The 24,892-nt window shown below is 58.5% G+C and carries 23 protein-coding genes; 10 read left to right on the plus strand and 13 right to left on the minus strand.

The genetic code is table 11. The features are described from left to right. Positions 1-43 precede the first annotated feature (43 nt). Positions 44-976, plus strand: coding sequence for a glutathione synthase (gshB, locus tag ACR0I1_RS15560; RefSeq protein WP_480707143.1), 933 nt, complete (start codon positions 44-46; stop codon positions 974-976). Here gshB and ACR0I1_RS15565 read toward each other — a convergent pair. The 4 genes from ACR0I1_RS15565 to cobU are packed head-to-tail and all read right to left on the minus strand — an operon-like array spanning position 973 to position 4,574. Beyond that, the gene (locus ACR0I1_RS15565) at positions 973-2,487 is read right to left on the minus strand and encodes a YifB family Mg chelatase-like AAA ATPase (RefSeq protein WP_480707144.1); all 1,515 of its coding nucleotides are present in this window, start codon (positions 2,485-2,487) and stop codon (positions 973-975) included. The genes gshB and ACR0I1_RS15565 overlap by 4 nt on opposite strands. A gap of 47 nt (positions 2,488-2,534) precedes the next feature. After that, positions 2,535-3,419: a glutathione S-transferase N-terminal domain-containing protein gene (locus tag ACR0I1_RS15570; RefSeq protein ID WP_480707146.1), complete on the minus strand. Its 885-nt coding sequence runs from the start codon at positions 3,417-3,419 to the stop codon at positions 2,535-2,537. 58 nt (positions 3,420-3,477) lie between these two features. Then, positions 3,478-4,056 (minus strand): histidine phosphatase family protein, encoded by a 579-nt coding sequence (locus tag ACR0I1_RS15575; RefSeq protein WP_480707148.1) that lies wholly within the window; start codon positions 4,054-4,056, stop codon positions 3,478-3,480. Next, positions 4,053-4,574: a bifunctional adenosylcobinamide kinase/adenosylcobinamide-phosphate guanylyltransferase gene (gene cobU, locus ACR0I1_RS15580; RefSeq protein ID WP_480707227.1), complete on the minus strand. Its 522-nt coding sequence runs from the start codon at positions 4,572-4,574 to the stop codon at positions 4,053-4,055. Before cobU ends, ACR0I1_RS15575 begins: the two co-directional genes overlap by 4 nt. A 103-nt stretch (positions 4,575-4,677) precedes the next feature. On the opposite strand from cobU, the gene ACR0I1_RS15585 reads away from it, so the two are divergent. From ACR0I1_RS15585 to ACR0I1_RS15610, 6 genes are all read left to right on the plus strand, one after another. Continuing rightward, a complete protein-coding gene (locus ACR0I1_RS15585) occupies positions 4,678-5,556 on the plus strand; it encodes an RNA polymerase factor sigma-32 (protein ID WP_170566354.1) in 879 nt (292 codons plus the stop codon). Then, positions 5,553-6,374 (plus strand): ChaN family lipoprotein, encoded by an 822-nt coding sequence (locus tag ACR0I1_RS15590; RefSeq protein ID WP_170395880.1) that lies wholly within the window; start codon positions 5,553-5,555, stop codon positions 6,372-6,374. The genes ACR0I1_RS15585 and ACR0I1_RS15590 overlap by 4 nt, the downstream gene beginning before the upstream one ends. A gap of 63 nt (positions 6,375-6,437) precedes the next feature. Beyond that, positions 6,438-7,634, plus strand: coding sequence for a bifunctional phosphopantothenoylcysteine decarboxylase/phosphopantothenate--cysteine ligase CoaBC (gene coaBC / locus ACR0I1_RS15595; protein WP_170423774.1), 1,197 nt, complete (start codon positions 6,438-6,440; stop codon positions 7,632-7,634). A gap of 26 nt (positions 7,635-7,660) precedes the next feature. Then, positions 7,661-8,116, plus strand: a complete 456-nt coding sequence (gene dut, locus ACR0I1_RS15600; RefSeq protein ID WP_170408302.1) for a dUTP diphosphatase — start codon at positions 7,661-7,663, stop codon at positions 8,114-8,116. Further along, a complete protein-coding gene (locus ACR0I1_RS15605; protein WP_480707151.1) occupies positions 8,116-9,162 on the plus strand; it encodes a HesA/MoeB/ThiF family protein in 1,047 nt (348 codons plus the stop codon). The genes dut and ACR0I1_RS15605 overlap by 1 nt, the downstream gene beginning before the upstream one ends. A 75-nt stretch (positions 9,163-9,237) precedes the next feature. Next, positions 9,238-11,253, plus strand: a complete 2,016-nt coding sequence (locus ACR0I1_RS15610) for a M3 family metallopeptidase (protein ID WP_480707153.1) — start codon at positions 9,238-9,240, stop codon at positions 11,251-11,253. Here ACR0I1_RS15610 and ACR0I1_RS15615 read toward each other — a convergent pair. Genes ACR0I1_RS15615 through ACR0I1_RS15640 form a run of 6 tightly spaced genes read right to left on the minus strand, consistent with a single transcriptional unit; the run spans position 11,250 to position 17,809 of the window. Beyond that, a complete protein-coding gene (locus ACR0I1_RS15615; RefSeq protein ID WP_170626147.1) occupies positions 11,250-12,182 on the minus strand; it encodes a 2-hydroxyacid dehydrogenase in 933 nt (310 codons plus the stop codon). The two genes, ACR0I1_RS15610 and ACR0I1_RS15615, sit on opposite strands and share 4 nt — an antisense overlap. A 10-nt stretch (positions 12,183-12,192) precedes the next feature. Continuing rightward, positions 12,193-13,332 carry a rod shape-determining protein RodA gene (gene rodA, locus ACR0I1_RS15620; protein ID WP_170395892.1) on the minus strand — a complete coding sequence of 380 codons (1,140 nt, stop codon included), beginning with the start codon at positions 13,330-13,332 and terminating at the stop codon, positions 12,193-12,195. Then, positions 13,329-15,278 (minus strand): penicillin-binding protein 2, encoded by a 1,950-nt coding sequence (mrdA, locus tag ACR0I1_RS15625; protein WP_170647095.1) that lies wholly within the window; start codon positions 15,276-15,278, stop codon positions 13,329-13,331. The genes rodA and mrdA overlap by 4 nt, the downstream gene beginning before the upstream one ends. Further along, complete coding sequence (locus ACR0I1_RS15630) at positions 15,275-15,811, minus strand: rod shape-determining protein MreD (RefSeq protein ID WP_480707155.1); 537 nt, start codon at positions 15,809-15,811, stop codon at positions 15,275-15,277. Before ACR0I1_RS15630 ends, mrdA begins: the two co-directional genes overlap by 4 nt. Then, positions 15,804-16,706 carry a rod shape-determining protein MreC gene (mreC, locus tag ACR0I1_RS15635; protein WP_170423788.1) on the minus strand — a complete coding sequence of 301 codons (903 nt, stop codon included), beginning with the start codon at positions 16,704-16,706 and terminating at the stop codon, positions 15,804-15,806. Before mreC ends, ACR0I1_RS15630 begins: the two co-directional genes overlap by 8 nt. A gap of 56 nt (positions 16,707-16,762) precedes the next feature. Further along, positions 16,763-17,809: a rod shape-determining protein gene (locus tag ACR0I1_RS15640; RefSeq protein ID WP_039523195.1), complete on the minus strand. Its 1,047-nt coding sequence runs from the start codon at positions 17,807-17,809 to the stop codon at positions 16,763-16,765. A gap of 154 nt (positions 17,810-17,963) precedes the next feature. On the opposite strand from ACR0I1_RS15640, the gene ACR0I1_RS15645 reads away from it, so the two are divergent. Beyond that, entirely contained in the window at positions 17,964-18,749 is a 786-nt protein-coding gene (locus tag ACR0I1_RS15645) for a 23S rRNA (adenine(2030)-N(6))-methyltransferase RlmJ (RefSeq protein WP_170612941.1), read from the plus strand. Positions 18,750-18,921: 172 nt separating this feature from the next. Here the strand turns inward: ACR0I1_RS15645 and ACR0I1_RS15650 are convergent, their stop codons facing one another. Together ACR0I1_RS15650 and ACR0I1_RS15655 are read right to left on the minus strand one after the other, a co-directional pair. After that, a complete protein-coding gene (locus tag ACR0I1_RS15650; RefSeq protein ID WP_480707158.1) occupies positions 18,922-20,493 on the minus strand; it encodes a 2-isopropylmalate synthase in 1,572 nt (523 codons plus the stop codon). An 80-nt stretch (positions 20,494-20,573) separates the two neighbouring features. Beyond that, positions 20,574-20,789 (minus strand): hypothetical protein, encoded by a 216-nt coding sequence (locus tag ACR0I1_RS15655; protein ID WP_480707159.1) that lies wholly within the window; start codon positions 20,787-20,789, stop codon positions 20,574-20,576. Here ACR0I1_RS15655 and ACR0I1_RS15660 point away from each other — a divergent pair. Beyond that, positions 20,770-21,435 (plus strand): SDR family NAD(P)-dependent oxidoreductase, encoded by a 666-nt coding sequence (locus tag ACR0I1_RS15660; protein ID WP_480563058.1) that lies wholly within the window; start codon positions 20,770-20,772, stop codon positions 21,433-21,435. The two genes, ACR0I1_RS15655 and ACR0I1_RS15660, sit on opposite strands and share 20 nt — an antisense overlap. Before the next feature lie 7 nt (positions 21,436-21,442). On the opposite strand, the gene ACR0I1_RS15665 is transcribed toward ACR0I1_RS15660, so the two are convergent. Continuing rightward, positions 21,443-22,948 carry an MORN repeat-containing protein gene (locus ACR0I1_RS15665; RefSeq protein WP_480707161.1) on the minus strand — a complete coding sequence of 502 codons (1,506 nt, stop codon included), beginning with the start codon at positions 22,946-22,948 and terminating at the stop codon, positions 21,443-21,445. 141 nt (positions 22,949-23,089) lie between these two features. Here ACR0I1_RS15665 and ACR0I1_RS15670 point away from each other — a divergent pair, with 141 nt between their 5' ends. Further along, a complete protein-coding gene (locus tag ACR0I1_RS15670) occupies positions 23,090-24,748 on the plus strand; it encodes an NAD+ synthase (RefSeq protein WP_480707163.1) in 1,659 nt (552 codons plus the stop codon). Positions 24,749-24,892 lie beyond the last annotated feature (144 nt).

Below are 24,892 nucleotides of genomic sequence, written 5' to 3' on the forward strand. Positions count from 1 at the left end.
AGCCTCTGCGCCATGTATCGAGCGTGGAATTGAGGGATACACCATGAAGATCGCCTTTCAGATGGACCCAATCGGGGCCGTGGATATCAACGCCGACAGCTCTTTCCGTCTGGCAGAAGAGGCTCAGGTGCGCGGCCACCAGCTGTTTTTTTATGGCCCGGATCAACTGGCTTACCAGGAAGGCAAGATCACGGCGCGCGGCCATGACATGACGGTGCAACGAGTCGCTGGCAACCCGGCAGTGTTGGGCCCTGAGCGTGAAGTGGACCTTGCTGAATTTGATGTCGTCTGGCTGCGCCAAGACCCCCCGTTTGACATGCACTACATCACCTCGACCCATTTGCTTGACCGGCTAAAGGGGCAGGCCCTGGTGGTTAACGATCCGTTTTGGGTGCGAAACTATCCCGAAAAGCTGCTGGTTCTGGATTTCCCTGAACTGACTCCGCCCACCACGATTGCGCGGGATTTGCGAACCATCAAGGCGTTCAAGGAAAAGCATGGCGATATCATCCTCAAGCCGCTTTACGGCAACGGAGGTGCTGGCGTATTCCGTCTTGATGCGAATGACCGCAACCTGACATCGCTACATGAGCTGTTCACCGGCTTTTCTCGTGAGCCTCTGATCGCGCAGAAATTCCTGCCCGATGTGCGCAATGGCGACAAGCGGGTCATACTTGTCGATGGGGAGCCAGTGGGCGCCATCAACCGGGTTCCGGCTGAGGGCGAGACCCGCTCGAACATGCATGTGGGCGGGCGCCCCGAGAAAATCGGCCTGTCCGAGCGAGATATGGAAATCTGCGCTGCGATCGGACCGTTATTGAAGGAACGTGGTCAGATCTTTGTGGGGATCGATGTAATTGGCGACTACCTGACCGAGATCAACGTGACCTCACCCACTGGTATTCAGGAGCTTGAGCGGTTCAATAGCGTGAACATCGCCGAGAAAATCTGGCAAGCGATTGAGGCGAAACTTTAAGCTCCTGCTTTGGCGCTGATGCGAAAGCTCAGCGCCTCGGCGACATGGGGGCGGCGCACATCCGGCTCACCTTCGAGATCGGCAATGGTGCGGGCCACGCGTAGGATGCGGTGAAAGGCGCGGGCCGACAGGCCAAAGCGTTCCGCGGCTTTCAGTAATAGTTCTTTGCCCTGGGCATCAGGGGTGGCGATTTCTTCCAGCACATTGCCTTCGACATCTGCGTTTTGACGGGTATTTGGCGTGTCGCGAAAGCGATCTGCTTGTATGGCGCGCGCCGCTTCAACCCGCTCTGCGACGGTCGCAGAGCTGTCGCCGGTAGGCGGCAGGTCGAGATCGGTAAATCCGACCGGAGGGACTTCGATGCGCAAATCGAACCGGTCCATCAACGGCCCTGAGATACGCCCCAAGTAATCCTCACCACAGACCGGCGCGCGTGAACAGGCGCGGGACGGGTCCGTAAGGTATCCGCATTTACACGGGTTCGCGGCGGCTACCAGCATAAAGCGGCATGGGTATTTCACATGGGCGTTGGCGCGGGCGACCATTACCTCGCCGGTTTCAATAGGCTGGCGCAGGGTTTCCAAAACGGTACGCGGAAATTCGGGGAATTCGTCCATGAACAGGACGCCGTTATGCGCCAGTGATATCTCTCCGGGTTTCGCGCCTTTGCCACCGCCCACGATCGCGGCCATCGAAGCGGTATGGTGCGGCTCGCGAAACGGTCTGGCGCGGCTGATGCCACCTTCGTCCAGTAAGCCGCAAAGCGACTGGATCATCGATGTCTCTAAAGCTTCGACCGGGCTCAGAGGCGGCAAAATACTCGGCAGACGCGCCGCCAGCATGGATTTGCCGGAACCCGGTGTCCCGATCATGATCAAATGATGCCGCCCGGCGGCGGCGATTTCCAAGGCGCGTTTGGCGCGCTCTTGCCCCTTCACGTCCCGCAGGTCCCGTGCATTGGGTGATAGTTTCACTTCGCCCGGTGTCGCAGCGGGCAGCGCAGACTGACCGGTAAAGTGCCGCACCACATCCCCAAGCGAGCCCGCTCCGATCACCTGAGTGGCGTCAACCCACGCGGCTTCGGCGCTAGAGGCGCTGGGACAAAGCAAGCTGCGATCATCGGCGGCTGCTGTCATGGCAGCGGGCAGCGCGCCGACGACGGGTACCAGAGAACCATCCAAAGACAACTCGCCCAACGCGACAGCGCCCTCAGCAGCATCCGCTGGAATGATTTCCAACGCAGTCAACAAAGCGACGGCGATAGGCAGGTCGAAATGGCTGCCCTCTTTGGGCAGATCGGCAGGCGAAAGGTTAATCGTGATCCGTTTCGACGGCAGCGCGATCGCCATCGAACTTAGCGCGCTGCGTACCCGGTCCCGTGCTTCGGAGACTGCCTTGTCCGGCAATCCCACGATGGAAAAGGCCGGAAGGCCCGGTGAGACGGCGCATTGCACCTCGACCGGGCGGGCATCGACCCCTTGAAAGGCAACGGTGTGAGCACGGGCGACCATGGCAATCCTGTCCTTGGTTAACAGGACGTTGCTGCCATGGCTGCAGTTTAAGAATCGTTAACGTCAGCAACCATCGCCGTAAATTTCGGCCACGCCTCAGGGTCAGAAACGGTCTTGTCTCGGCAAAACGGATTACAAAAGCCCCAAATCTTGCCATCGAGTTCCAGATAGTCTTGTACAGGCTTGCCGGAATAGGGGCAGGCTGTGTTGACCGAGGGGCCTGTGCTGACTGCCAATGCCCCTGAATCCCCGCCAATTGGCCAGCTGTGTGCGGGAAGGTCTTGCGGATACGGGAAGGGCTCATACGCGACCGTCATGCCCATGGCGCGCCATTGTCGAACTGCGATATCCGAGAGCAGGTGCATGCAGTATGCGCGATTGTCTTCGGAGACTGGCAGTCCGTAGCCAATAATTCGCGCAGCGACCGGCGTGTAGAAAACATCAGCCAGAGAATAGGCACCAAACAGCGGGCCCGACGCGGCGCCAGAGACCTTCCGTGCATGGGCCCAGAGGGTTTCGATCCGCTGCAAATCAGTCATCGTTTCAGGTGAAGGTTTGAACCCTTCCCAGCAATGTTTCAACTGCATGGGGCATTGCCCCCGTAGCGCTGTGAAACCGGCAACCATTTCAGCACAAAGCCACCGGGCTGTGGCGCGGGCGGAGCGGTCTGACGGCCAAAGCCCTGCTTCGGGATGGCGTTCTGCCAATGTCTCTGCCATCGCGAGGCTTTCGCCGACCACGGTTCCATCTGGAAGACGCAGCGCAGGAACAAGGCGCGCCGGGCCCAGTGGTTCCATATCTGCCGCCATGGTGCCGGAATAAAGGCCAATCATGTGGGTGCGGTATGGCAGGCCGAATTTCTCAAGCATTAGCCATCCGCGCATGGACCAGCTGGAGAACAACCGGTCACCGATAAAGAGATCATATGTCATACAGCAACGATGTCGGACAGAGACGCGTCGGTAAATCAGAGATTTGTGCGCACACTTATCACGGTCGGTGATTAATCCGACCTACGGTCCAACCATCGTTATGGCGCGTGATCTCGGTGACGGACAGGTTGTCGATGCGGTGACCAAACGCGTGTTGGGCGTCTACGTCCAGAGCGCGTTGGACCTGAGTCAGGATCACTCCGAAATGGGCGACCAGGACTAGGTCACATCCGGTATGGACCGCGATCAGGGTGTCGACGACCCTATCGACACGCGCGCGGACCTCATTCCAGCTTTCCCCGTTTGGAGGCCTGACCTCGCCCGGATTATCCCAGTAGGCAAAGCAAAGCTCGGGATCTTCCGCCTCGATCTCGGCGAAGGGGCGCATCTCCCAGTTGCCGAAATTAATTTCGCGCAGATCGCGGTGGTGCGGAAGGCGGAGTCGCGTGCCTTGAATGGCGCTGGCCGTATCGCTGGCGCGTGACAAGTCTGATGAGATTACGACGGCATTGGAAGGCAGATGCGCATCAAGCCGTGCAATCGCGGCCTTATCACTCAAGTCGGCAGGAAGGTCGGACCAGCCTACCATAGTTTTAGCATGGGTGGGGCCGTGCCGTACCAAATGCAGGCGCGTCATAGGGGTTGCCCTTTGAGAACCAGCGGCAGCCCGGCCGTAACCTGCACCACCCGCTCTGCCTGCGCAGCCAGAGCGATGTTCAGCCGTCCCTGCGCCTCGCGGAATCGACGGGACAAGGCGTTGTCGGGGACGATCCCGTGGCCGACTTCGTTTGATACCACGACGATCTGGGCGGCACAGGTCTTCATCGCCTCAAGCAGTCCGGCCTGTGCTTCCTCTAGGTTATTCTCTGCCAGCAGGTGATTTGTCAGCCACATGGTTGCACAATCGATCAGGCAAATCTGATCATTTGTCAGCTTGGCGAGTTCCGGCGATAGATCAAATGGCGCTTCGATCGTCGTCCACCCACTGCCGCGTTGTGCAATATGTTGCCTGATTTTTAGGCGCATCTCGTCATCAAACACTTGTGATGTCGCAAGGTAAACGCGACTTTTCCCATTTGAAACAGCAAGTTGCTCCGCAAAAGCAGATTTTCCGGATGCAGCGCCGCCTAGGATAAAGGTTAAATCGGCATGCACTTTTATTACCTTTCTGGTGATCCACCCGGCTTTGTCCTGCGTATCGACCACAAGTCGGCAAGGCAAGCCCGGCCCATCGCCTGTGATAAAAGGGGAGAATTGCATGGCACTCGACAACGCACATGATTTTTCGATGTCCCGTAAGGCAATGAAGGCCGAGTTGCTGGATGCCGAGACAGAACTGAAACTGGCCTATGCCTGGCGCGATGAACGCGATGAACAGGCGCTGCATCGCCTCATTACGGCTTACATGCGGCTGGCGATATCAATGGCGGCGAAATTCAAACGCTACGGCGCGCCGATGAATGATCTGATTCAGGAGGCGGGACTGGGCTTGATGAAAGCCGCCGACAAGTTCGATCCGGATCGGGGTGTGCGGTTTTCAACGTATGCAGTGTGGTGGATCAAGGCCAGCATTCAGGATTACGTGATGCGCAATTGGTCGATGGTGCGCACTGGTTCGACCTCCTCCCAGAAATCGCTGTTCTTCAACATGCGTCGGGTACAGGCGCGTCTGGAGCGCGAAGCCGCGACTGAGGGGCTGGAGCTGGATCGCCATCAGCTGCATCAGAAGATTGCCGCCGAAATCGGAGTCCCGCTGCGTGATGTCGAGATGATGGAAGGCCGTCTGGCAGGGTCCGATTTCTCGCTGAATGCGGTGCAGTCTGCAGATGAGGACGGGCGCGAGTGGATTGATGCGCTGGAAGATGACAGCGAACAAGCCGCCGAGGTAGTAGAGAACAGCCACGACAACCAGCAACTGCGCGAATGGCTGGTGGCGGCGATGCAAGCTTTGAACGATCGCGAGCGGTTTATCGTTCGCGAAAGAAAACTGCGTGAGCCTGCCCGGACGCTGGAAAGTCTTGGGAAAGAGCTTGGCCTGTCGAAAGAGCGTGTGCGCCAGCTCGAGGCGGCAGCGTTCACAAAGATGCGCAAGAACCTTGAAGCGCAATCGCGCGAGGTGCAACACTTCTTCGCATGAAACCTCTTGCGATTCTTACAGCTTTTGTGTTGCTCGCCACTTTGCCTCAAACGGTTCGAGCTGCTGAATTTATCCCTCAGGACGTGTTGGCCGACATGCGGGCCGCGGATGTCGTCATTCTGGGCGAGATACATGACAACCCTCAGCATCATCTGGTCCAAGCCGAAGCAGTTGAGGCAATCACGCCCACGGCGGTTGTCTGGGAGATGGTGACCGAAGAAGGTGCTCAGCGGTTGGCTCAAAAAGCGGCAACCAATCCCGAGGAGCTGTCCCGAATTCTGCGCTGGGCAGAATCCGGCTGGCCGCCTCTCAGAATGTACTACCCCATTTTTCAGGCCGCGGATGTGCCGGTGTATGGCGCGATGGTTCCGCGTGAGGCGGCCCGCGCTGCTATGGAACGCGGGGCGGCCACAGCGTTGGGGGCTGATGCGGCCAGATATGGATTGACGGTACCCCTGTCGGATGAAGATCAAGCCGCACGCGAGGCTGATCAACTGGCGGCACATTGCGACGCATTGCCCGCTGAAGTTCTACCGCAGATGGTAGCCATTCAACGTCTGAGGGACGCTGTGTTGACCCGAGCCATTCTGCGCGCCACCGACGAAACTGGTGGGCCTGTCGCGGTCATCACTGGCAATGGCCATGCCCGTAAGGATCGCGGAATTCCGACTTTTCTGTCGCGACTGCGCCCCGGTTTGAAGGTCTTTGTACTTGGACAATCCGAAGATGGGGTCGTGAGCGGGGATTTTGATGCTGTTATCGATAGCCCCACAGTCGAGCGAGAAGACCCCTGCAAAGCCTTTGAGGTGCAGAATTAACTGCTGGAACTGCCCGCCAGCGTTGCCTAATGTCAGGGCCGACCGGGACGGGAAGGGCGAGCCATGCTGTCATCGAAACGTATTTTGCTGATTATCGGCGGTGGGATTGCGGCCTACAAGTCGCTGGACCTGATCCGGCGGTTGCGGGAACGTGGTGCGGCGGTCACGCCGGTTTTGACGCGTGCTGCCGAAGAATTCGTAACTCCGTTATCCGTGTCTGCCCTGGCCGGTGAAAAGGTCTATCGAGATCTCTTTGATCTGACCGATGAAGCGGAGATGGGTCATATTCAGCTTTCCCGTTCGGCTGATCTGATCGTGGTTGCTCCGGCAACGGCCGATCTGATGGGTAAGATGGCAGGCGGGTTGGCTAATGATCTGGCCTCGACCCTTTTGATGGCGACCGATACGCCGGTTCTGTGTGCGCCTGCGATGAATGTCCGCATGTGGGAGCATCCCGCAACCCGGCGTAACCATGCGCAACTGGAAGCAGACGGCGTGCGTTTTGTCGGCCCGAACGAAGGCGATATGGCTTGCGGTGAATACGGTCCGGGCCGCATGTCGGAGCCACTTGAAATTGTCGCGGCGATTGAGGCGCAGTTCGGGGATGGGCCTTTGGCTGGCAAACGTATTCTGGTGACATCGGGTCCGACACATGAACCAATTGATCCGGTACGATACATCGCCAACCGATCATCGGGCGCGCAGGGAACAGCTGTTGCACGCGCGCTATCTGCATTGGGGGCCGATGTTACATTTGTTACGGGTCCGGCTGACGTGCCTCCGCCAGACGGCATAAAGGTCGTGCGTGTAGAGACCGCGCTGCAAATGTCGGATGCGGTCGACGCGGCGCTTCCGGTGGATGCGGGGGTATTTGCAGCTGCAGTGGCCGATTGGCGGGTATCCAGTGCCTCGGACCGGAAGCTGAAGAAAAGCCGCGACGGGGTGCCCGCGCTAGAGTTTGCCGAGAATCCCGACATTTTGAAGCGCATCGCGCGAATGGGAAGTGGCAGGCCCGATTTGGTGGTGGGTTTTGCCGCCGAAACAGACAACGTGATCGAACATGCTACGGCCAAACGTGCCCGCAAGGGATGTGACTGGATCGTTGCGAATGATGTCAGCCCCGCGACAGGTATCATGGGCGGTTCTGAGAATGCGGTGATCCTGATCTCAGAGCAAGGTGCCGAAGAATGGCCGCGTATGGGCAAGGATGATGTGGCAAAGCGGTTGGCAGCCAAGATCGCCGGCGCGTTGACCAGATAGCAGCCATAAAGACAAGAGGTACAGGTATGGTGGCAATTCGCGTGATCCGAGAGGAGGGGGCTGACCCGTTGGTGCCATTGCCTTCCTACGAAACCGCGGGTGCTGCCGGGGCGGATGTGCGCGCCAATCTGCCGGATGGTGAGTCTGTTATTCTTGAACCGGGCCGTCGTGCGCTGATACCGACAGGCCTTAGGATCGAAATTCCGCAGGGGTTCGAGGTTCAGGTGCGTCCACGATCGGGCCTTGCCTTGAAACACGGGATCACCTTGCCCAACACTCCGGGTACAATCGATAGCGACTATCGCGGGCCATTGGGCGTGATCGTGATGAACGCGGGTCAGGAACCGTTCGAGATTACGCATGGCGAACGTATCGCGCAACTGATCGTCGCACCGGTGGTGCAGGCCATGTTCCAGGACGTTGAGGCACTGACCGAGACTGATCGCGGCGCGGGCGGGTTCGGTTCAACCGGGCGGGGCTGATGCTGCTGGTTCTGATCCTTGCTGCCGGGCTATGGGGTGTTGGCTATATTGCCGGGGTGTCGCGCAGCGCGCGGCTGGTTTCTGTTGGCGCGCTCCTGACAGGCGTGATTATTGCTCAACTTCTGCTGCCCGAGGGTAACCCGTTGCGTCAGGCAACCGGCGGGTCGGCAGCGATGTGGCTGATCCTCGCTGGAGCGGCTGTGCTGGTGCTGCTTTATGGGCGGGGTTTGAAGGCGTTGCGAAATCGCGCCGCGTCCGGCCAGACGTCGGAGCCCGCCAAGCCATCCGATCAGTTCAGCGAGACCGAGCTTGAACGCTATGCCCGCCACATCGTTCTGCGTGAACTGGGCGGTCCCGGCCAAAAGCGAATGAAACAGGCGCGGGTGCTTGTGATCGGGGCCGGGGGCCTTGGCGCACCCGCCCTGCAATATCTGGCCGCCGCCGGAGTGGGAACAATCGGCGTAATCGACGATGACGAGGTCGAGAACGCGAACCTGCAGCGGCAGGTTATTCACCGCGATGCTGATATCGGTATGCCCAAGGTGTTTTCAGCCCAGCAGTCTATGTTGGCGCAGAATCCCAATGTGATTGTCTTGCCTTATCATCGCCGTCTGACCGAAGAGATTGCAACAGATCTGTTCGCTGATTTCGATTTGATCCTTGATGGCACTGACAATTTCGATACCCGCTACCTGGCCAACCGAACGGCCGTTGCGTTGGGCAAACCGCTGATCTCGGGGGCGCTTTCGCAATGGGAAGGGCAGCTGAGTGTGTTCGATCCCGCCACAACCGGCCCGTGCTATCAGTGCATTTTCCCCGAAGCGCCTGCCGCCGGCCTTGCACCTTCTTGCGCCGAAGCTGGAGTAATCGGCCCACTGCCGGGTGTGGTCGGCTCGATGATGGCGGTTGAGGCGATCAAGGTGATCACCGGCGCCGGGCAGGCATTGCGAGGTGAGATGTTGATCTACGATGCGCTATACGGCGAAAGCCGCAAGATCACCCTGGCGCGTCGCACCGATTGCCCGATCTGCGGGGCATCTCATTAAGGTGGGCTCAAATTTTCGGGTAGCTCTGGATCATTTCGACGGACGGTCTTAGCTATGAGGCCAAAGGAGACCTCAATGACCAATCCGATCCTTTCTGACTGGAACACGCCTTTCGAAATCGCACCGTTTGACACAATCTCGGATGATGATTTTTCCCCCGCGCTGAAACAGGCGATGCACGCACATGATGCCGAGATTGAGGCGATAGCAGCGAGTCCGGACACGCCCACATTCGCCAATACGATCGAAGCGCTGGAGGCTGCAGGCGAGCAGATGGATAAGGTTCTGTCGGTCTTTTTCACCGTTGCAGGTGCGGACAGCAACCCCAAGCGTGAAGAACTGCAACGCGAATTTTCGCCCAAGCTGGCGGCACACTACTCGCGCATCTCATCAAACAAAGCACTGTTTAAGCGCGTGGCGGATTTATGGGACCGGCGCGATAATCTGGACCTGACCGATGAACAAGCGCGCGTTTTGATGCTGTCTCATCGCGGGTTCGTGCGGGCGGGGGCGGCGTTGACCGGCGACGACGATGCGAGAATGCAAGAGATCAAGGCCCGTTTGGCGTCTCTGGGCACGTCCTTCACGCAGAACTTGCTGGCGGATGAACGCGACTGGTTCATGGATTTGACCGAAGAAGACCTGCAAGGCTTGCCGGACTTTGTTATCGATGCAGCGCGCGCAGCGGGTCAGGAAAAGGGGGCGGATGGCCCGGTGGTGACCCTCTCTCGGTCGATTATCGTGCCCTTTCTGCAATTCTCGCCCCGCCGGGATTTGCGTGCAAAGGCTTATCGCGCGTGGACTGCACGGGGGGCAAATGGAGGTGAGACCGACAACCGCGAGATTGCGGCGGACATCCTGCGCCTGCGCGAAGAACGCGCCAAGCTGCTGGGGTATGCCAGCTTCGCCGCCTACAAGCTTGAGACCGAGATGGCCCGCACACCAGATCGCGTGCGAGAGCTGCTGCTGGATGTGTGGGAGCCCGCCAAATCCCGCGCCGACGCAGATGCCGAGGTGCTGACGGCAATGATGCAAGAGGATGGCGTAAATGGCCCGCTGGAGGCGTGGGATTGGCGCTACTATGCCGAGAAACGCCGCAAGGCCGAACATGATCTCGATGAAGCGGCGCTGAAGCCGTACCTGCAACTGGACCGGATGATCGAGGCGTCTTTCGCCTGCGCCACACGGCTGTTCGGGCTGGAGTTCGCGCCGCTTGATGTGCCGCTCTATCATCCCGATTGCCGTGCATGGGAGGTGACCCGTGACGGGCAGCATATTGCGGTGTTCATCGGTGACTACTTTGCACGCGGATCGAAACGGTCGGGTGCATGGTGCAGCGCAATGCGCGGGCAGGCGAAATACCCGAAAGAACAGGCTCCGGTCGTGATCAACGTCTGTAACTTTGCCAAAGGTGAACCAGCGCTTTTGTCCTATGATGACGCCCGAACGTTGTTTCACGAGTTCGGCCATGCCCTGCACCAGATGCTGTCCAATGTGACCTATGAGAGTATCTCGGGCACCTCGGTGGCGCGTGATTTCGTTGAACTGCCCAGCCAGCTTTACGAACATTGGCTGGAAGTGCCCGAGATATTGGCTGAGTTCGCCACTCATGCCGAAACGGGCGCATCGATGCCGCAAGAGATGTTGCAGAAGGTGCTACAGGCCGCCAATTTCGATCAGGGGTTCCAGACGGTGGAATATGTTGCCTCGGCCCTGGTCGATCTGGCGTTTCATGAGGGGGCTGCCCCCGCTGATCCGATGGAGAAACAGGCCGAGGTGCTGGCCGAAATCGGCATGCCTCGGGCCATTGGAATGCGCCACGCCACCCCGCATTTCGCCCATGTCTTTGCGGGCGACGGTTATAGCTCGGGCTATTACAGTTATATGTGGTCCGAAGTCATGGATGCCGACGCCTTTGCCGCCTTTGAAGAAGCGGGCGGTGCGTTTGATCCCGAACGCGCCAAGGCACTGGAGGAACACATCCTGTCAACTGGCGGATCCCGCGAGGCGGAAGAGCTGTATCTGGCCTTCCGTGGACGTCTGCCTGGCGTCGAAGCCTTGCTCAAAGGCCGCGGGCTGATCGCGGCCTAGTACCCAAGCTTTCGGTCGACGAGGTGGAGAAAGGGTTCACCCGCTTCACCTCGGCGAATGTTCTCGCAGATCACCTGAGCCGCGGTAACAGGTCTGGTTTCCGAGGCTATATGTGGCGTCACCGTCACACTGGGATGTGCCCAATAGGGATGCTCGGTCGGCAGGGGTTCGGTGCGGAAGACATCCAGCGTGGCGTGCCCGACCTGCCCTGAATTCAGCGTGGCCAGCAGGGCCTCATCATCGATAAGCGGCCCGCGACCCGGGTTGATGATCTTGGCCCCTTCCGGCAACAGCGCCAGTGTTTCGGCGTTGAGCGTGTTTTCGGTCGCCGGAGTATCTGGCAGCAGCAAAACCACTATCTCGGCCTGGGACAGTGCATCGCGCAGCCCGTTCTTACCATGCAGACAGGTCACGCCGGGAATAGTCTTGGCGGTACGGCTCCAACCGATGACATGGAAATTCAACGCTGCCAACGCGTGGGCCGATGCTTCACCCAATGCGCCCAAACCCAAGATGCAGACGGTGCGTTGCTGGGCCAGTGGTGGCGCATCAGGTGTCCAGACCCCATCCTGTAGCGTAATGTGTTGGTCCATCCCAAGGTGATAGCGCAGCACATGGCCCACCACCCATTCCGTCATGCCTTGCGTTAACCCCCCGTCAACCATACGCGCCAGCGGAACGGTCAAGGTTTCATTGCCCGAGATTTTCTCAACCCCCGCCCAGAGGCTCAGCACTGCCTTGAGCCGTGTGAAGGGGGTGAAATCCTGCACCCCTCCGTTCGGGGCGTAAACGATGTAGTCGACCTGATCTGCAGGGATGTCCGTGGCCAGATGAAAATCTAGCCCTGCGTCCGACAAGTATTGATGCATCAGAGCTTCATACTCAGGCCACAACTCAGGGCGCGCGGAAAACAGGACATTCACGGGCATGGAAAACCTTTCAGCGGGGACGATGTATATGGGCGCTTTGAACGATGCCAAAGGCGGCCATCAGGACCAGCATGGCCGAGCCGCCATAACTGACCATCGGCAGCGGTACTCCGACCACAGGGGCCAGCCCCATCACCATCGACATATTGACGGCAAAGAACAGGAAGAAATTCAGCGCGATCCCAAGTGTCACCAGAGACGAGAAACGATCCTTGGTCGACAGCGCCGTGACCATGCAGAAGATCAGGATCAGACCGTAAAGGATCAACAGTGTGATGCCGCCGACAAAGCCGAACTCTTCGGCCAAGGTGGTGAAGATGAAATCGGTGTGTTTTTCGGGCAGGAAGTTAAGACGTGATTGCGTTCCCTGCATGAAACCGCGCCCATTCCAGCCCCCCGAACCCAGAGCGATCTTGGATTGCGTGATGTGATATCCCGCTCCCAACGGATCGGTTGAAGGATCCAGAAACGTATCGATGCGTCGGAACTGGTAATCTTTGAGCAACTGCCATTCTGTCCCTCGGCTGTTGAACACCGCAGCTATCAGGCCAACCCCCGCTGCAATCACGGCAGCGAAATAGGCCCAATGCACCCCGGCAAGGAACATCAGACCACCACCAGCAGCCAATAACAGGATCGATGTGCCTAGGTCGGGCTGGCGCAGCACCATGAATGTCGGGATCAGAATCAAAATGACCGGGATAATCACCCAGAGCGGGCGCGACGTTTTGTGCGCCGGCAGCCAGTCGTAATAAGCGGCCAGCACCATCACCAACGCCACTTTCATTACTTCTGAGGGTTGCAGCCGCATGAAGCCCAGATCAATCCAGCGCTGCGCCCCCATGCCGATCGTTCCAAACAGTTCGACCACGATCAGTAGACCGATCGCGCCCAGATAGGCCACAACCGACATGTTCCGCCAGAACCAGATAGGCACAAGCGCGATGATAAACATGGCTGCCAAGCCCAGACCGAACCGTTCCATTTGCGGTTCCGCCCACGGCATCCAGGATCCACCCGCGACCGAGTAGAGCATCAGGAACCCCGCGCTTGCCACGCTGATCAGCAATAGGGTGAGCGGCCAGTTCATATAAAGGAACTTGCGAAACCCCGACGGCGTGGATTTGACGGCATATTCAAGATAGCTCATGCGCGATCCTTCTCGTCAGGACGCGCTTTGGGGCGACGGTCACCCTCCAGCCGTTTCTGTTGTTCTTTGATGCGCTCTCGGTCTCCGGCCGGATACGCCTCGAGCGGTGGCGTGCCATCGTAGAGTGCCTGCAGCATGATATCGCGCGCCACTGGCGCCGCGGCTTTGGAGCCGCCGCCGCCGTGTTCCACCACCACAGCCACAGCGTATTTCGGATTGTCATAGGGGGCGAAGCTGACGAACAGGGCATGGTCTCGACGCTCCCATGGCAGGTCTTCGTTTCGGATCACACCTGCGGCGCGTTCTGCCTTGGTAATATTGCGCACCTGACTGGTGCCGGTTTTGCCTGCCATGCGGAACTCATCGGCGATGATGCGACTGCGATACGCGGTGCCACGCCTGTTATTCGAGACTGTGAACATGGCTTTGCGCACTTGCTCAAGGTTGTTGCGGTTCACCTGCAGCGGTTCACCCGCGCCCGAGGGCTGTTCAACCCCATTGATTGTTCGAACAAGGCGTGGTTGCACGGCGCGACCTGTCGCCAAACGCGCCGTCATCACGGCCAATTGAAGCGGTGAGGCAAGCATGAACCCCTGACCGATCGAAGCGTTTGCAGTGTCACCCACCAGCCAGTCCTGTCCGTGAACCCGCTGCTTCCATTCCTGATTGGGGGCAAGCCCGGCAGCAACGGCAGACATCGGAATGTCATGTTTGATACCCAGTCCGAAGGTGCGTGCCATCTCGGAAATCCTGTCGATCCCGACACGTATTGCCACGTCGTAATAGTAGACGTCGCAACTGCGCTTCAGCGAAGTTTCAAGGTCGACCGTCCCGTGCCCGCCGCGTTTCCAGCAGTGAAAGCGGCGGCTGCCCACTTTCATGTGACCCGGACAGTACACCGTGCTGGAAGGGCTGATCACCCCGGCTTCGAGCGCAGCCATGGCTGTGATCATTTTGAAAGTCGATCCAGGAGGGTAGGTGCCCTGTACTGTCTTATTGGCAAGCGGGCGATACTTGTCCTGCGTCAGCATCTGGTAGTCCGCCACCGAGATCCCACGCACGAACAGGTTCGGATCGAAGCTGGGGGCCGAGCTGATGGCGCGGATGTCGCCGGTTTCGCAATCGATCACGACCGCAGCGGCGCTTTCCCCAGCCAATCGCGCCTGCGCGTATTGCTGCAGATTGGCGTCGACTGACAATTGCAAATCTGCCCCGGCTTCGCCGACCTGGCGGTCCAGCTCGCGCATCACCCGGCCTGTGGCGTTGACCTCAACCCGCTTGGCCCCGGCCTTGCCGCGCAAGGTGATCTCTTGCTTGGCTTCCAGCCCGACCTTGCCGATCTGGAACCGTGGGATGCGCAGTACCGGCTCGGGGTCTTCAATCTGGCTCAGATCATAGTCGCTGACCGGGCCGACATAGCCGACCACATGGGCGAAATCTTCATAGCGCGGATACTGGCGTGTCATGCCGACCTCGGGCGTGACACCAGGCAGTGCGGGGGCATTGACCGCGACTTTCGAGATATCCTCCCACGTTACTTGATCGGCCAGCGTGACCGGCAGAAACGGGGCCGATCGACGCATCTCGGTTTTGGCACGTTCGATCTCATCCTCGGTCAATGGGATCAGTTCCGAAAGCTTGGCGATAACCTTGTCGATATCGCCTGCATCCTCGCGCACGATGACGATGCGATAGGACTGAGAGTTTAATCCTATGATCTGCCCGTTCCGGTCATATATCCGGCCCCGGGTTGGTGGGATCAGACGGATGTTGATCCGGTTTTCTTCGGCCAGCAGACGGTATTCATCCGCTTGATCCACCTGCATGAACCGCATCCGGGCTGCCAGCCCCCCGATAAAGGCCGCTTGTAGCCCACCGAGGATCAAGGCGCGACGCGGCAAACGTTTGTAAGCAAGGCCCTTGGGCTTTGGTTTGCGCTGCTTCATGACCGCACCCGTGGCATCGTGCTGTCGGCAACAGATTTGCGCCTAACGCCAAACACAGTTTGGCTCATCAAAACCATCACAGGATAGATTGCGATTGTCAGAATAACTTGCACCACTACCGGTCCCAGAGTTGCCTGTTGCACCGAGAGGATAGCAAGAATGAGTCGATTGAGCACAAACACAACCGTGATCACGGCCCCGACGGTTGCCCATTCGCCCACAAACCCGCTGTCTTTCATGCCAGCTGCAGTGGAATGAAGATAGGCTGCACCCAGAACCACTAACGCAGCAAGCAACCCCGGTGGGCGTTGCAACAGCAAATCGGCCATGAACATGACCATGGCAATGATCAGGATCGGAATATATTCCGGCCGCCGCAGCACCCATGCGTAGGTAAGAGCGATCAGTAGGTCAGGAAAGGGCAGGCGATCAGGTTTTGTATCCAGCGGCAACAGGTGCAGAAACACCACAAATACCGCCAGCGCGACATAGAGACCGCGCTTGGCCCACAGATTTGAGACCGACCTATCCATCATTGACCTCGGATGGGGTCAAGGATGCTTCGGGTTGACGGGGGCCGACGATATCACCGGATTCCGTGATCGGTGGGGCCGACTGATAGCGTAGTACGCGCAGAAACTCGAGCCGCTCGAAATCTGCCGACAGCCGCACGCGCAACCTGCCACCGGGATCAACCGTGATTTGACCGATCAGCAAGCCACCGGGGAACACGCCACCATCGCCTGATGTAACGACCCGGTCGCCCGGTCGCACGAGTTCCCGGTTTTCCAGAAACTCCACTGCAGGGGCCGAAGTATTGTCACCTGCGATCAGCGCCGTCTGCCCCGAAGGCTGGATCGTCGCCGGGATCGCGCTTGAGGCATCGGTCATCAGGATCACGCGCGCGGTATCCGGGCCCACGCCCGAGATGCGCCCGACCACTCCGATCCCGTCCATCGTTGCCCAACCATCCACGATCCCGTCACGCTCGCCTACGTTCAACAGCACAGATTGCCTGAAGGGTGAGCCGCTATCCGCCATCACCACCCCGGTGACATAGGTCAGGCGCGGATCGAGCCGTACGTTGTTGAGATCCAGCAGGCGGGCGTTTTCCTGTTCCAGCTGCAGCGCGGCCTCTTTCCAGGCGCGCATCAGGCGCAGCTCGCTGCGCAATTCCTGGTTCTGCTCGCTGAGCCGCTGATAGCTTTGGAAATCACGAGACAAGTTCACCAGCGCAGTGACCGGAACCATTGCCCACTCCATCGAGGGGACAACCGTATCCACCACCTGCGCGCGGAACCGTTCGACGCGCGGGCTGTCGATGCGCCAGATCAGGAAGATACCCAGCAGGCACAGGACCACGATCCCCAGCAGCAGGCGGCGCAAAGGGGTCGTGTATTCATCGCGCTGTGATCGGTCCTTTGCCACAGGTTACCTTCCCGTGCTGCTCGTGCCCGAGTTCTCACCCCATCAGGGTGCGCGCCTTAGCTTTCGTAGTCAATCGCGTGGCGCAGTTGTTTTTCGTATTCGAGTGCTTTGCCCGTGCCCAAAGCCACACAATTCAGGCTTTCATCAGCAATAGAAACTGCCAAACCGGTTTGCTCGCGCAGCGCCAGATCCAGATCACCCAGCAGCGCACCGCCACCGGTCAGCATCACGCCCCGGTCCACGATGTCCGCCGCCAGATCGGGCGGCGTGGTTTCCAGCGCGGTCATCACCGCCTCGCAAATCTGCTGCACGGGTTCAGACAGCGCTTCGGCCACCTGAGCCTGGCTGATCTCGATTTCCTTGGGCACACCGTTCAGCAGGTCGCGACCCCGGATATGCATCGACTGGCCACGCCCGTCGTCTGGCATCCGTGCGGTACCGATGGTGGTCTTGATCCGTTCCGCAGTTGATTCACCCACCAGCAGGTTCTGTTGACGCCGCAGGTACGAGATGATCGCTTCGTCCATCCGGTCTCCACCCACGCGGACCGAGCGGGCATAGACGATGTCGCCCAGCGACAGAACTGCAACCTCGGTGGTCCCGCCGCCGATATCCACAACCATGTTGCCAGTTGGATCGGTAATCGGCATTCCTGCACCAATCGCAGCAGCAATCGGTTCGGCAATCAGGCCGGCGCGGCGCGCGCCTGCAGACAGAACCGATTGGCGGATTGCGCGTTTTTCAACCGGGGTTGCGCCATGAGGGACGCAAACGATGATCTTGGGTTTCGAGAATGTCGAGCGTTTATGCACCTTGCGGATAAAATGCTTGATCATCTCTTCGGCGGTGTCGAAGTCCGCGATGACACCCTCGCGCATCGGACGGATGGCTTCAATGGAGCCCGGGGTCCGGCCCAACATCAGCTTGGCGTCCTCGCCAACAGCAAGGACTTTCTTGACCCCATCCTTGACGTGGTAGGCAACGACCGAGGGCTCAGATAGGATCACTCCACGCCCTTTGACATAAACCAGCGTGTTCGCTGTTCCAAGGTCGATAGCCATGTCCGCTGTGAACAGGCCGCCCAGATTGCCAAAGATGCCCATATTTCCCTGATCCCGTTTGTCAGAATTTCCACTGCCCGCGACTCGACGGTTCCGGGACGGATGCCTTATAGGGTGCCAACTCGCCCGGTTAAAGGGCTGATTCCGCGACAGTCAGCACCTTTCCGCCTTATTGATGGGGACTTTAGAAGGCAAGATGCTCTCATATCAACACATTTACCACGCAGGAAATCTGGCTGATGTACAAAAGCACGCTTTATTGGCGTGGACGCTGCGTTATTTGACCCAAAAGGACAAACCCCTCAGCTATATCGAAACGCACTCCGGGCGTGGACTATATCACCTTGACGCGGCTGAGGCGGTTCGAACGGGTGAAGCTGTCGCCGGGATCGGGCGCGTCAGGCGCGAAGGTTGGTTTGATTCCGATCATCCAATGGCGCGGGTGCTGGATACCATACAGGCCAGTCACGGCGTGCAAGCGTATCCCGGTTCACCTCTGATTGCGGCCAACCTGCTGCGAAAACAGGATAGCTTGCATTTCGCCGAGCTGCATCCGCAGGAACATACGGCACTTTCACTGGCGCTGTCTCCTTTCGGGGCGAAGGTCTATCGGCAGGATGGGTTTGAGTTGGCCCAATCGTTGCTGCCTCCGACCCCGAGGCGGGGCATGATGCTGATCGATCCCAGTTATGAAGTGAAAGCCGAGTATGACCGTTTGCCTGGGGTGATCGCGAAGCTGCACCGCAAATGGAATGTGGGTGTGATCGCACTTTGGTATCCAATCCTGACGGATGCACGTCACAAGGCTATGATTTCGTCTCTGAAATCCGCTGGATATCCCAAAACGATTTGCCATGAGGTCACGTTCCCTCCGGCGCGGGAAGGTCATCGCATGGTCGGATCAGGTATGTTCATGTTGAATGCACCCTTCGGGATCGAAGACGAAACGCGCCGCTTGTCGGAGCTGTTCGCTCAGCTTTGATAAGCAAGAATTACGCAGGGAAAGCTCCCGTCCTGTTTGCCCGCATCAAAGATGCCGTCAAACGCGTTGGGCCCGGCAGAGCGCCAGAGGCGAGCTGCCGGGCCCAAAACCCAAGAAGGGTCGGCGAAGCCGGGCCGCCGCGGGTGCGGGAGCCATTCGCCTTACCCTTCAATCAGGTCAGGTCTTTGTAGCTGATCTCGCGTGTATCTGCCCCCGGACCGGCCTTTTCACGACGCATGATCAGGCGGTTCAGCGCGTGGATATAGGCTTTGGCCGACGCAACCACCGTATCTGTATTTGCAGACTGACCGGTGGCGATCATACCATCCTCTTCCAGACGGACCGAAACCGTGGCTTGCGCGTCCGTGCCTTCGGTTACCGCATGCACCTGATACAGTTGCAGCCGCGCAGTGTTGGGATAGATCGCCCGGATCGTCCGGAAGGTTGCGTCGACTGGGCCGTCACCGTTTTCCGTGGCGATCCTGTCTGCACCCTCTACTTCCAGCTCGACCGTCGCTTCGGCCTGACCTCCGGTACCGCAGGTCACTTTCATCGACACCAGTTGCAGGTGATCGTCCGCTTCGTCGTCGACGCTCATCAACGCGATGAGGTCATCGTCAAAGACTTCTTTCTTGCGGTCGGCCAGATCCTTGAAGCGCACGAAAATGTCTTTGAGCTGGTTGTCACCAACCTCATACCCCAGCGTTTCAAGCTTATCGCGCAGTGCAGCGCGGCCCGAATGCTTGCCCAGCGGCAAAGAGGTGCCAGAGAGCCCAATGTCTTCAGGGCGCATGATCTCGAAGTTTTCGCGGTTCTTCAGCATGCCATCCTGATGGATGCCGCTTTCATGGGCAAAAGCGTTCTTGCCGACAATGGCCTTGTTGAACTGCACCGGAAATCCGGCCACGGTCGCGACCCGGCGCGAAATATGCATGATCTTGGTGGTGTCGATGCCAGTATGCCACGGCATGATGTCGTTGCGTGTGCGCAACGCCATCACAACTTCTTCCAGCGCGGTGTTGCCTGCGCGTTCACCCAACCCGTTTATGGTGCATTCGATCTGACGCGCACCACCTGCGACAGCTGCCAGAGAGTTCGCTGTCGCCATGCCAAGGTCGTTGTGGCAGTGGGTGGCAAAGATTACCTCATCCGCGCCTGGAACCGTCTCAATCAGGCGCTTGATCAGATCTGCAGACTCGACCGGGGCAGTATAACCGACAGTATCGGGGATATTGATCGTGGTGGCGCCAGCCTTGATTGCAATCTCGATCACGCGGCACAGATAATCCCATTCGGTCCGGGTCGCATCCATCGGCGACCACTGCACGTTTTCGCAAAGGTTGCGCGCGTGGCTGACCGTTTCGTGGATCTTGTCGGCCATCTCGTCTTGCGTCAGATTTGGTATCGCCCGGTGCAGCGGAGAGGTTCCGATAAAGGTGTGGATCCGGTTCTTCTCGGCGTGTTTCACCGCCTCCCAACACCGATCGATATCGGCGAAATTGGCGCGGGCCAGACCACAGATGCGGCTGTTCTTCGAGCGCTCGGCAATCTCGGACACCGCTTTGAAGTCGCCTTCCGATGCAATGGGGAATCCGGCTTCGATGATGTCGACGCCCATCTCATCCAGAAGCTCGGCAATTTCGAGCTTTTCGTTGTGGGTCATGGTCGCGCCGGGGCTCTGCTCGCCGTCGCGCAAGGTGGTGTCGAAGATCACGACGCGGTCTTGATCGGTCACGTTTGTCATGGGGTTCTCTTTCTTCTTCTGTCCTAAAGCCTCTTGGCGCGCGGGCGTCCTCCTCTGAGCGGGCGCGCCGGATGGCACGCTCAGAGGCGGATTAGGATCAGTAGACCACGCAACAACGCACCGCTGGGTGCGGCGTTTGCAAAAGCGATATCTGCGCGGTTGATCATGGAGATCAGCTTATACAGGGCGCGCGGCGAATGAAAAGCGGGAAATTTACGGGGGAACAAAATTGACGGTGGAGTTGAAGCGATGAAGCTTTCGGCTAACTTCTCGTGCATGAAAACTGCATTAATCATCGGAGCTTCTGGCGGTATCGGGCGCGCTTTGAATGACCACCTGACAACGGATGGTGTCAAAGTCACCCGACTGGCCAGATCAACGGATGGGTTTGACCTGACCGACCCGGATGGCGCAGAGCGTATGCTGGCGTCCCTTTCTGATCCGTTTGATCTGATCCTTGTGGCCTCAGGGGCGCTTGAGATTAACGGTATGGGTCCGGAAAAATCTATGCGCACCTTGTCGGCGAAGGCGATGATGGACCAGTTTGCACTGAACGCAGTTGGCCCGGCCTTGGTGTTGAAGCACGTGCACCGCCTGCTGCCACGCGACCGCAGATCGGTGATCGCCGTGCTGTCGGCCCGGGTTGGTTCAATCGGGGACAACCGGCTGGGTGGGTGGGTCAGTTATCGTGCGGCCAAGGCGGCTGTGAATCAGATAGTACATACGGCTGCCATCGAATTGGCGCGCACGCACAAACAGGCCATATGTGTCGCTTTGCACCCCGGAACAGTCAAAACGGCCTTTACCGAAAAGTACCTTGCCCGCCACCCGGCTGTTGAACCCGTTGAGGCCGCGGCCAATCTGCTGTCCGTCATCAATGGACTCACCCCCGCTGACTCGGGCAGTTTTTACGATTGGGCTGGCAAGCGCGTGCCCTGGTAGGGCTGATTTAGCCGTCGTTTATATCCGGGTCTGTCGCGTCAGGGGCGGGCGCGTCGGGGGTAGAGTCTGGCTCAGTGGTTTCAGCACCCGCAGCGGGGGTTTCGGGGGCAGTCTCTGTTTCGGTCGCCAGCGTGTCATTTTCCCAGACGCCGATCTCAACCTCGCCGCCCGCGAAACGCATCGTGCCGTCACCGTGGCGTTTATTTTCCAGAAAATTGCCCTCATAGACATCACCGGTCTCATAGGTGGCGGTTCCAAATCCAGTGATCTTGCCGTTGGCCCAGTCGCCTGTGTAGCTATATCCGCCCGGTCGGGTCAGTGTTCCCTTGCCGTGACGCTTGCCATTCAGAAAATCGCCTTCGTAAATGATCCCGTCCGGAAACGTAGCCTTGCCCTTCCCCTGTCGGACACCGTCTACCCAATCGCCATCATAGCGATAGCCATTTGCAAAGGTCAGAATACCTTTGCCGTCGAAGCGGGCGTTTTTGAACTGGCCCGTATAAGCCGTTCCGTTGGGATAGGTTGCCGTGCCGGTGCCCTCAAAAATCCCGGCGATCCAGTTGCCGTCGTAAATTGATCCGTCGGGGTATGTCGTTTGCCCCTTGCCATGAGGCAGGTCATCCAGAAAGTCGCCGATATAAACCGAACCATCGGGATAGAGCATCTCACCCAGGCCCTCAATCTGGCCCTTTTGCCAGGCACCTGTGTACGCAAACCCGTCGCTGCCCTTGTAGGTGCCCTGACCATGGCGCTGGTCGTCAGAATAGTCGCCTTCATAGGTCGCACCGTTGGCGTATATGGACTTGCCTTTGCCCTGTCGGCGATTTTCGACCATTTCGCCTTCGTAGACATCTCCGTTGGGTTGAACCAAACGGCCTGTTCCGGCCATCTGATCGTTGGCCCATGACCCGGCATAGGTCATGCCGTCGACCCAGACTTGACTGCCCTGACCATGCCGTTGCCCGCCATTCAAGTCGCCCTCATAGGTACTTCCATCGGCGTAGGTGATCTTGGCGCTGCCGGTTTTCTGGCCGTTTACCCAGTCGCCCTCATAAACCGAGCCATCCGGGCCGGTCAGCACGCCGTGACCGTGATATCTGGCGTCCTTGAAGCCGCCCTCGTATCGCGAGCCGTTGGAATATGTCGCAATACCGGTTCCGTTTATCGTGCCGTTGGCCCACTCGCCCTCATAGGACTGGCCATCAGAATAGACGATTTTGCCGCGCCCTTCTGGTTGGCCCTTGGTGAATGTCCCTTCATAGACAGAGCCATTGGCGTAGCGCGCGGTGCCTTGCCCTTGAATCTCGCCCTCGACCCATTGACCGGAATATTCAAAACCGTTCGGCAGGCGGTAAGTGCCGGTGCCATGGCGCAGCCCGTTTTCGAACGTGCCCTCGTAGACACCTCCGACATCATCATCAGCGATGACAATCTGACCGTCCTGTTGGGCGATCACAAAAGATGCCAGCATTGTAAGCGTTGCAGCGGTAAGGGATGTGCGGATCGCTTTCATTTTTGTACCTGCCTGCGGTGTTTGTGTTGGCGCAAAACTAAGATACCGCCGAGGGCAGAGCAACGGCTTTTGGCGCATTTGCCTTTCACTCGCGGTGTGATCTGCTAAATCCCTGAAAGACATGAGGGCAAGAGGGCAAAAATGGCCGATCGTTTCCGCATCACTCTGGCGCAATTGAACCCAATGGTTGGGGATATCGACGGTAATGCCGCCAAGGCTGCTGCAGCCTGGCAGCAAGGGCGCGCGGCGCAGGCCGATCTTGTGGCGCTGCCCGAGATGTTCATAACCGGCTACAATACCCAGGATCTGGTGATGAAGCCCGCGTTTCATCGGGCCGCGATGAATGCGGTGCAGGCGTTGGCTGAAGACTGTGCCGACGGCCCGGCGTTGGCCATCGGCGGTCCTTGGGTTGAAGATGGGAAGCTTTATAACGCCTACCTGATCCTTAAAGGTGGGCGGATTGTCAGCAAAGTTCTTAAACATCATTTGCCCAATGAAACCGTCTTTGATGAAGTACGCCTTTATGATGCGGGTCCTATGGGCGGCCCTTATGCGGTTGGAAATGTTCGTATCGGTAGCCCGATTTGCGAGGATGGGTGGCACGAGGATGTCTCCGAGACACTGGAAGAAACCGGGGCCGAGTTTCTGCTGATCCCCAACGGCTCGCCCTATTTTCGAAACAAATACGATATCCGGTTGAACCACATGGTGGCTCGCACGGTCGAAACGGGTCTGCCGGTAATCTACCTGAACATGGTCGGCGGGCAGGATGATCAGGTTTTCGACGGTGCTACGTTTGGATTGAACCCGGGTGGAGAGCTTGCGTTCCGCATGCCCGTCTTCGATGAGGCCGTCAGCCATATCGATCTGTCGCGCCAAGATGACGGATGGCGTATTGTGGCTGGTGAAGTCGTGCCGCAACCCGACGAATGGGAGCAGGATTATCGCGCGATGGTGCAATCTCTGCGCGATTACATGGGCAAGACGGGGTTTGGCAAAGCTGTGCTGGGGTTGTCGGGCGGCGTCGACTCGGCGCTGGTGGCCGCAATAGCCGTGGATGCGATCGGTGCGGAAAATGTACGCTGCGTAATGCTGCCTTCGGAATATACAAGCCAAAGTTCTTTGGATGATGCCGAAGCCGTCGCCAAGGCGCTGGGCGTGCACTACGACTTTGTGCCGATCTCTGAGGGACGCGCAGCGGTAACCAACACTTTGGCTCCGCTTTTTGCAGGGCGGAATGAGGACCTGACCGAAGAAAATGTCCAGTCTCGCCTGCGCGGTCTTCTGCTAATGGCGATCTCGAACAAGTTTGGCGAGATGCTGCTGACCACCGGCAACAAGTCCGAGGTCGCAGTCGGCTACGCCACTATCTATGGTGACATGAACGGTGGCTATAACCCGATCAAGGATCTGTACAAAACCCGCGTGTTCGAGACCTGCCGCTGGCGCAACGCCAATCATCGCGATTGGATGATGGGTCCCGAGGGTGAGGTCATACGCCCTTCGGTGATCGACAAGCCGCCAAGTGCTGAATTGCGTGAAGACCAGAAAGACAGCGACAGCCTGCCGGACTACCCCGTTCTCGATGCGATTCTTGATATTTTGGTGGATCAGGATGGCTCAATCGCCGACTGCGTTGCAGCCGGATTTGACGAGGCCGAGGCCCGGCGGGTCGAACATCTGATTTACATTAGTGAATACAAGCGCTTCCAGTCCGCGCCTGGCACACGGTTGACACCGCGGGCCTTCTGGCTGGATCGCCGCTATCCGATTGTAAATCGCTGGCGGGATAGAACGTAAGCACCGCTCTGATTGAAGAATTTACCATTGTTTCGAAAGTGCATGGTAATGTGGATTTCTGCGGCAGTTTGTTTATCCATTTCAGCCAGTTGTGCGATGAAAAGACTATGTTTCGCTTGTACGTGCGTCCTTTTTTTGCCACAT

Source organism: Ruegeria sp. B11, from assembly GCF_056539785.1.

Excerpts from the sequence above, each read along its gene's own strand:
- gshB (WP_480707143.1), top strand. The coding sequence starts at position 44 with ATGAAGATCGCCTTTCAGATGGACCCAATCGGGGCCGTGGATATCAAC.
- ACR0I1_RS15590 (WP_170395880.1), top strand. The coding sequence starts at position 5,553 with ATGAAACCTCTTGCGATTCTTACAGCTTTTGTGTTGCTCGCCACTTTG.
- ACR0I1_RS15605 (WP_480707151.1), top strand. The coding sequence starts at position 8,116 with ATGCTGCTGGTTCTGATCCTTGCTGCCGGGCTATGGGGTGTTGGCTAT.
- ACR0I1_RS15630 (WP_480707155.1), bottom strand. The coding sequence starts at position 15,811 with ATGGATAGGTCGGTCTCAAATCTGTGGGCCAAGCGCGGTCTCTATGTC.
- ACR0I1_RS15650 (WP_480707158.1), bottom strand. The coding sequence starts at position 20,493 with ATGACAAACGTGACCGATCAAGACCGCGTCGTGATCTTCGACACCACC.
- coaBC (WP_170423774.1), top strand. The coding sequence starts at position 6,438 with ATGCTGTCATCGAAACGTATTTTGCTGATTATCGGCGGTGGGATTGCG.
- ACR0I1_RS15665 (WP_480707161.1), bottom strand. The coding sequence starts at position 22,948 with ATGAAAGCGATCCGCACATCCCTTACCGCTGCAACGCTTACAATGCTG.
- ACR0I1_RS15585 (WP_170566354.1), top strand. The coding sequence starts at position 4,678 with ATGGCACTCGACAACGCACATGATTTTTCGATGTCCCGTAAGGCAATG.
- ACR0I1_RS15575 (WP_480707148.1), bottom strand. The coding sequence starts at position 4,056 with ATGACGCGCCTGCATTTGGTACGGCACGGCCCCACCCATGCTAAAACT.
- ACR0I1_RS15660 (WP_480563058.1), top strand. The coding sequence starts at position 20,770 with ATGAAAACTGCATTAATCATCGGAGCTTCTGGCGGTATCGGGCGCGCT.
- rodA (WP_170395892.1), bottom strand. The coding sequence starts at position 13,332 with ATGAGCTATCTTGAATATGCCGTCAAATCCACGCCGTCGGGGTTTCGC.
- ACR0I1_RS15655 (WP_480707159.1), bottom strand. The coding sequence starts at position 20,789 with ATGATTAATGCAGTTTTCATGCACGAGAAGTTAGCCGAAAGCTTCATC.
- dut (WP_170408302.1), top strand. The coding sequence starts at position 7,661 with ATGGTGGCAATTCGCGTGATCCGAGAGGAGGGGGCTGACCCGTTGGTG.
- ACR0I1_RS15565 (WP_480707144.1), bottom strand. The coding sequence starts at position 2,487 with ATGGTCGCCCGTGCTCACACCGTTGCCTTTCAAGGGGTCGATGCCCGC.
- ACR0I1_RS15640 (WP_039523195.1), bottom strand. The coding sequence starts at position 17,809 with ATGGGCATCTTTGGCAATCTGGGCGGCCTGTTCACAGCGGACATGGCT.
- ACR0I1_RS15615 (WP_170626147.1), bottom strand. The coding sequence starts at position 12,182 with ATGCCCGTGAATGTCCTGTTTTCCGCGCGCCCTGAGTTGTGGCCTGAG.
- ACR0I1_RS15610 (WP_480707153.1), top strand. The coding sequence starts at position 9,238 with ATGACCAATCCGATCCTTTCTGACTGGAACACGCCTTTCGAAATCGCA.
- mrdA (WP_170647095.1), bottom strand. The coding sequence starts at position 15,278 with ATGAAGCAGCGCAAACCAAAGCCCAAGGGCCTTGCTTACAAACGTTTG.
- ACR0I1_RS15570 (WP_480707146.1), bottom strand. The coding sequence starts at position 3,419 with ATGACATATGATCTCTTTATCGGTGACCGGTTGTTCTCCAGCTGGTCC.
- ACR0I1_RS15645 (WP_170612941.1), top strand. The coding sequence starts at position 17,964 with ATGCTCTCATATCAACACATTTACCACGCAGGAAATCTGGCTGATGTA.
- ACR0I1_RS15670 (WP_480707163.1), top strand. The coding sequence starts at position 23,090 with ATGGCCGATCGTTTCCGCATCACTCTGGCGCAATTGAACCCAATGGTT.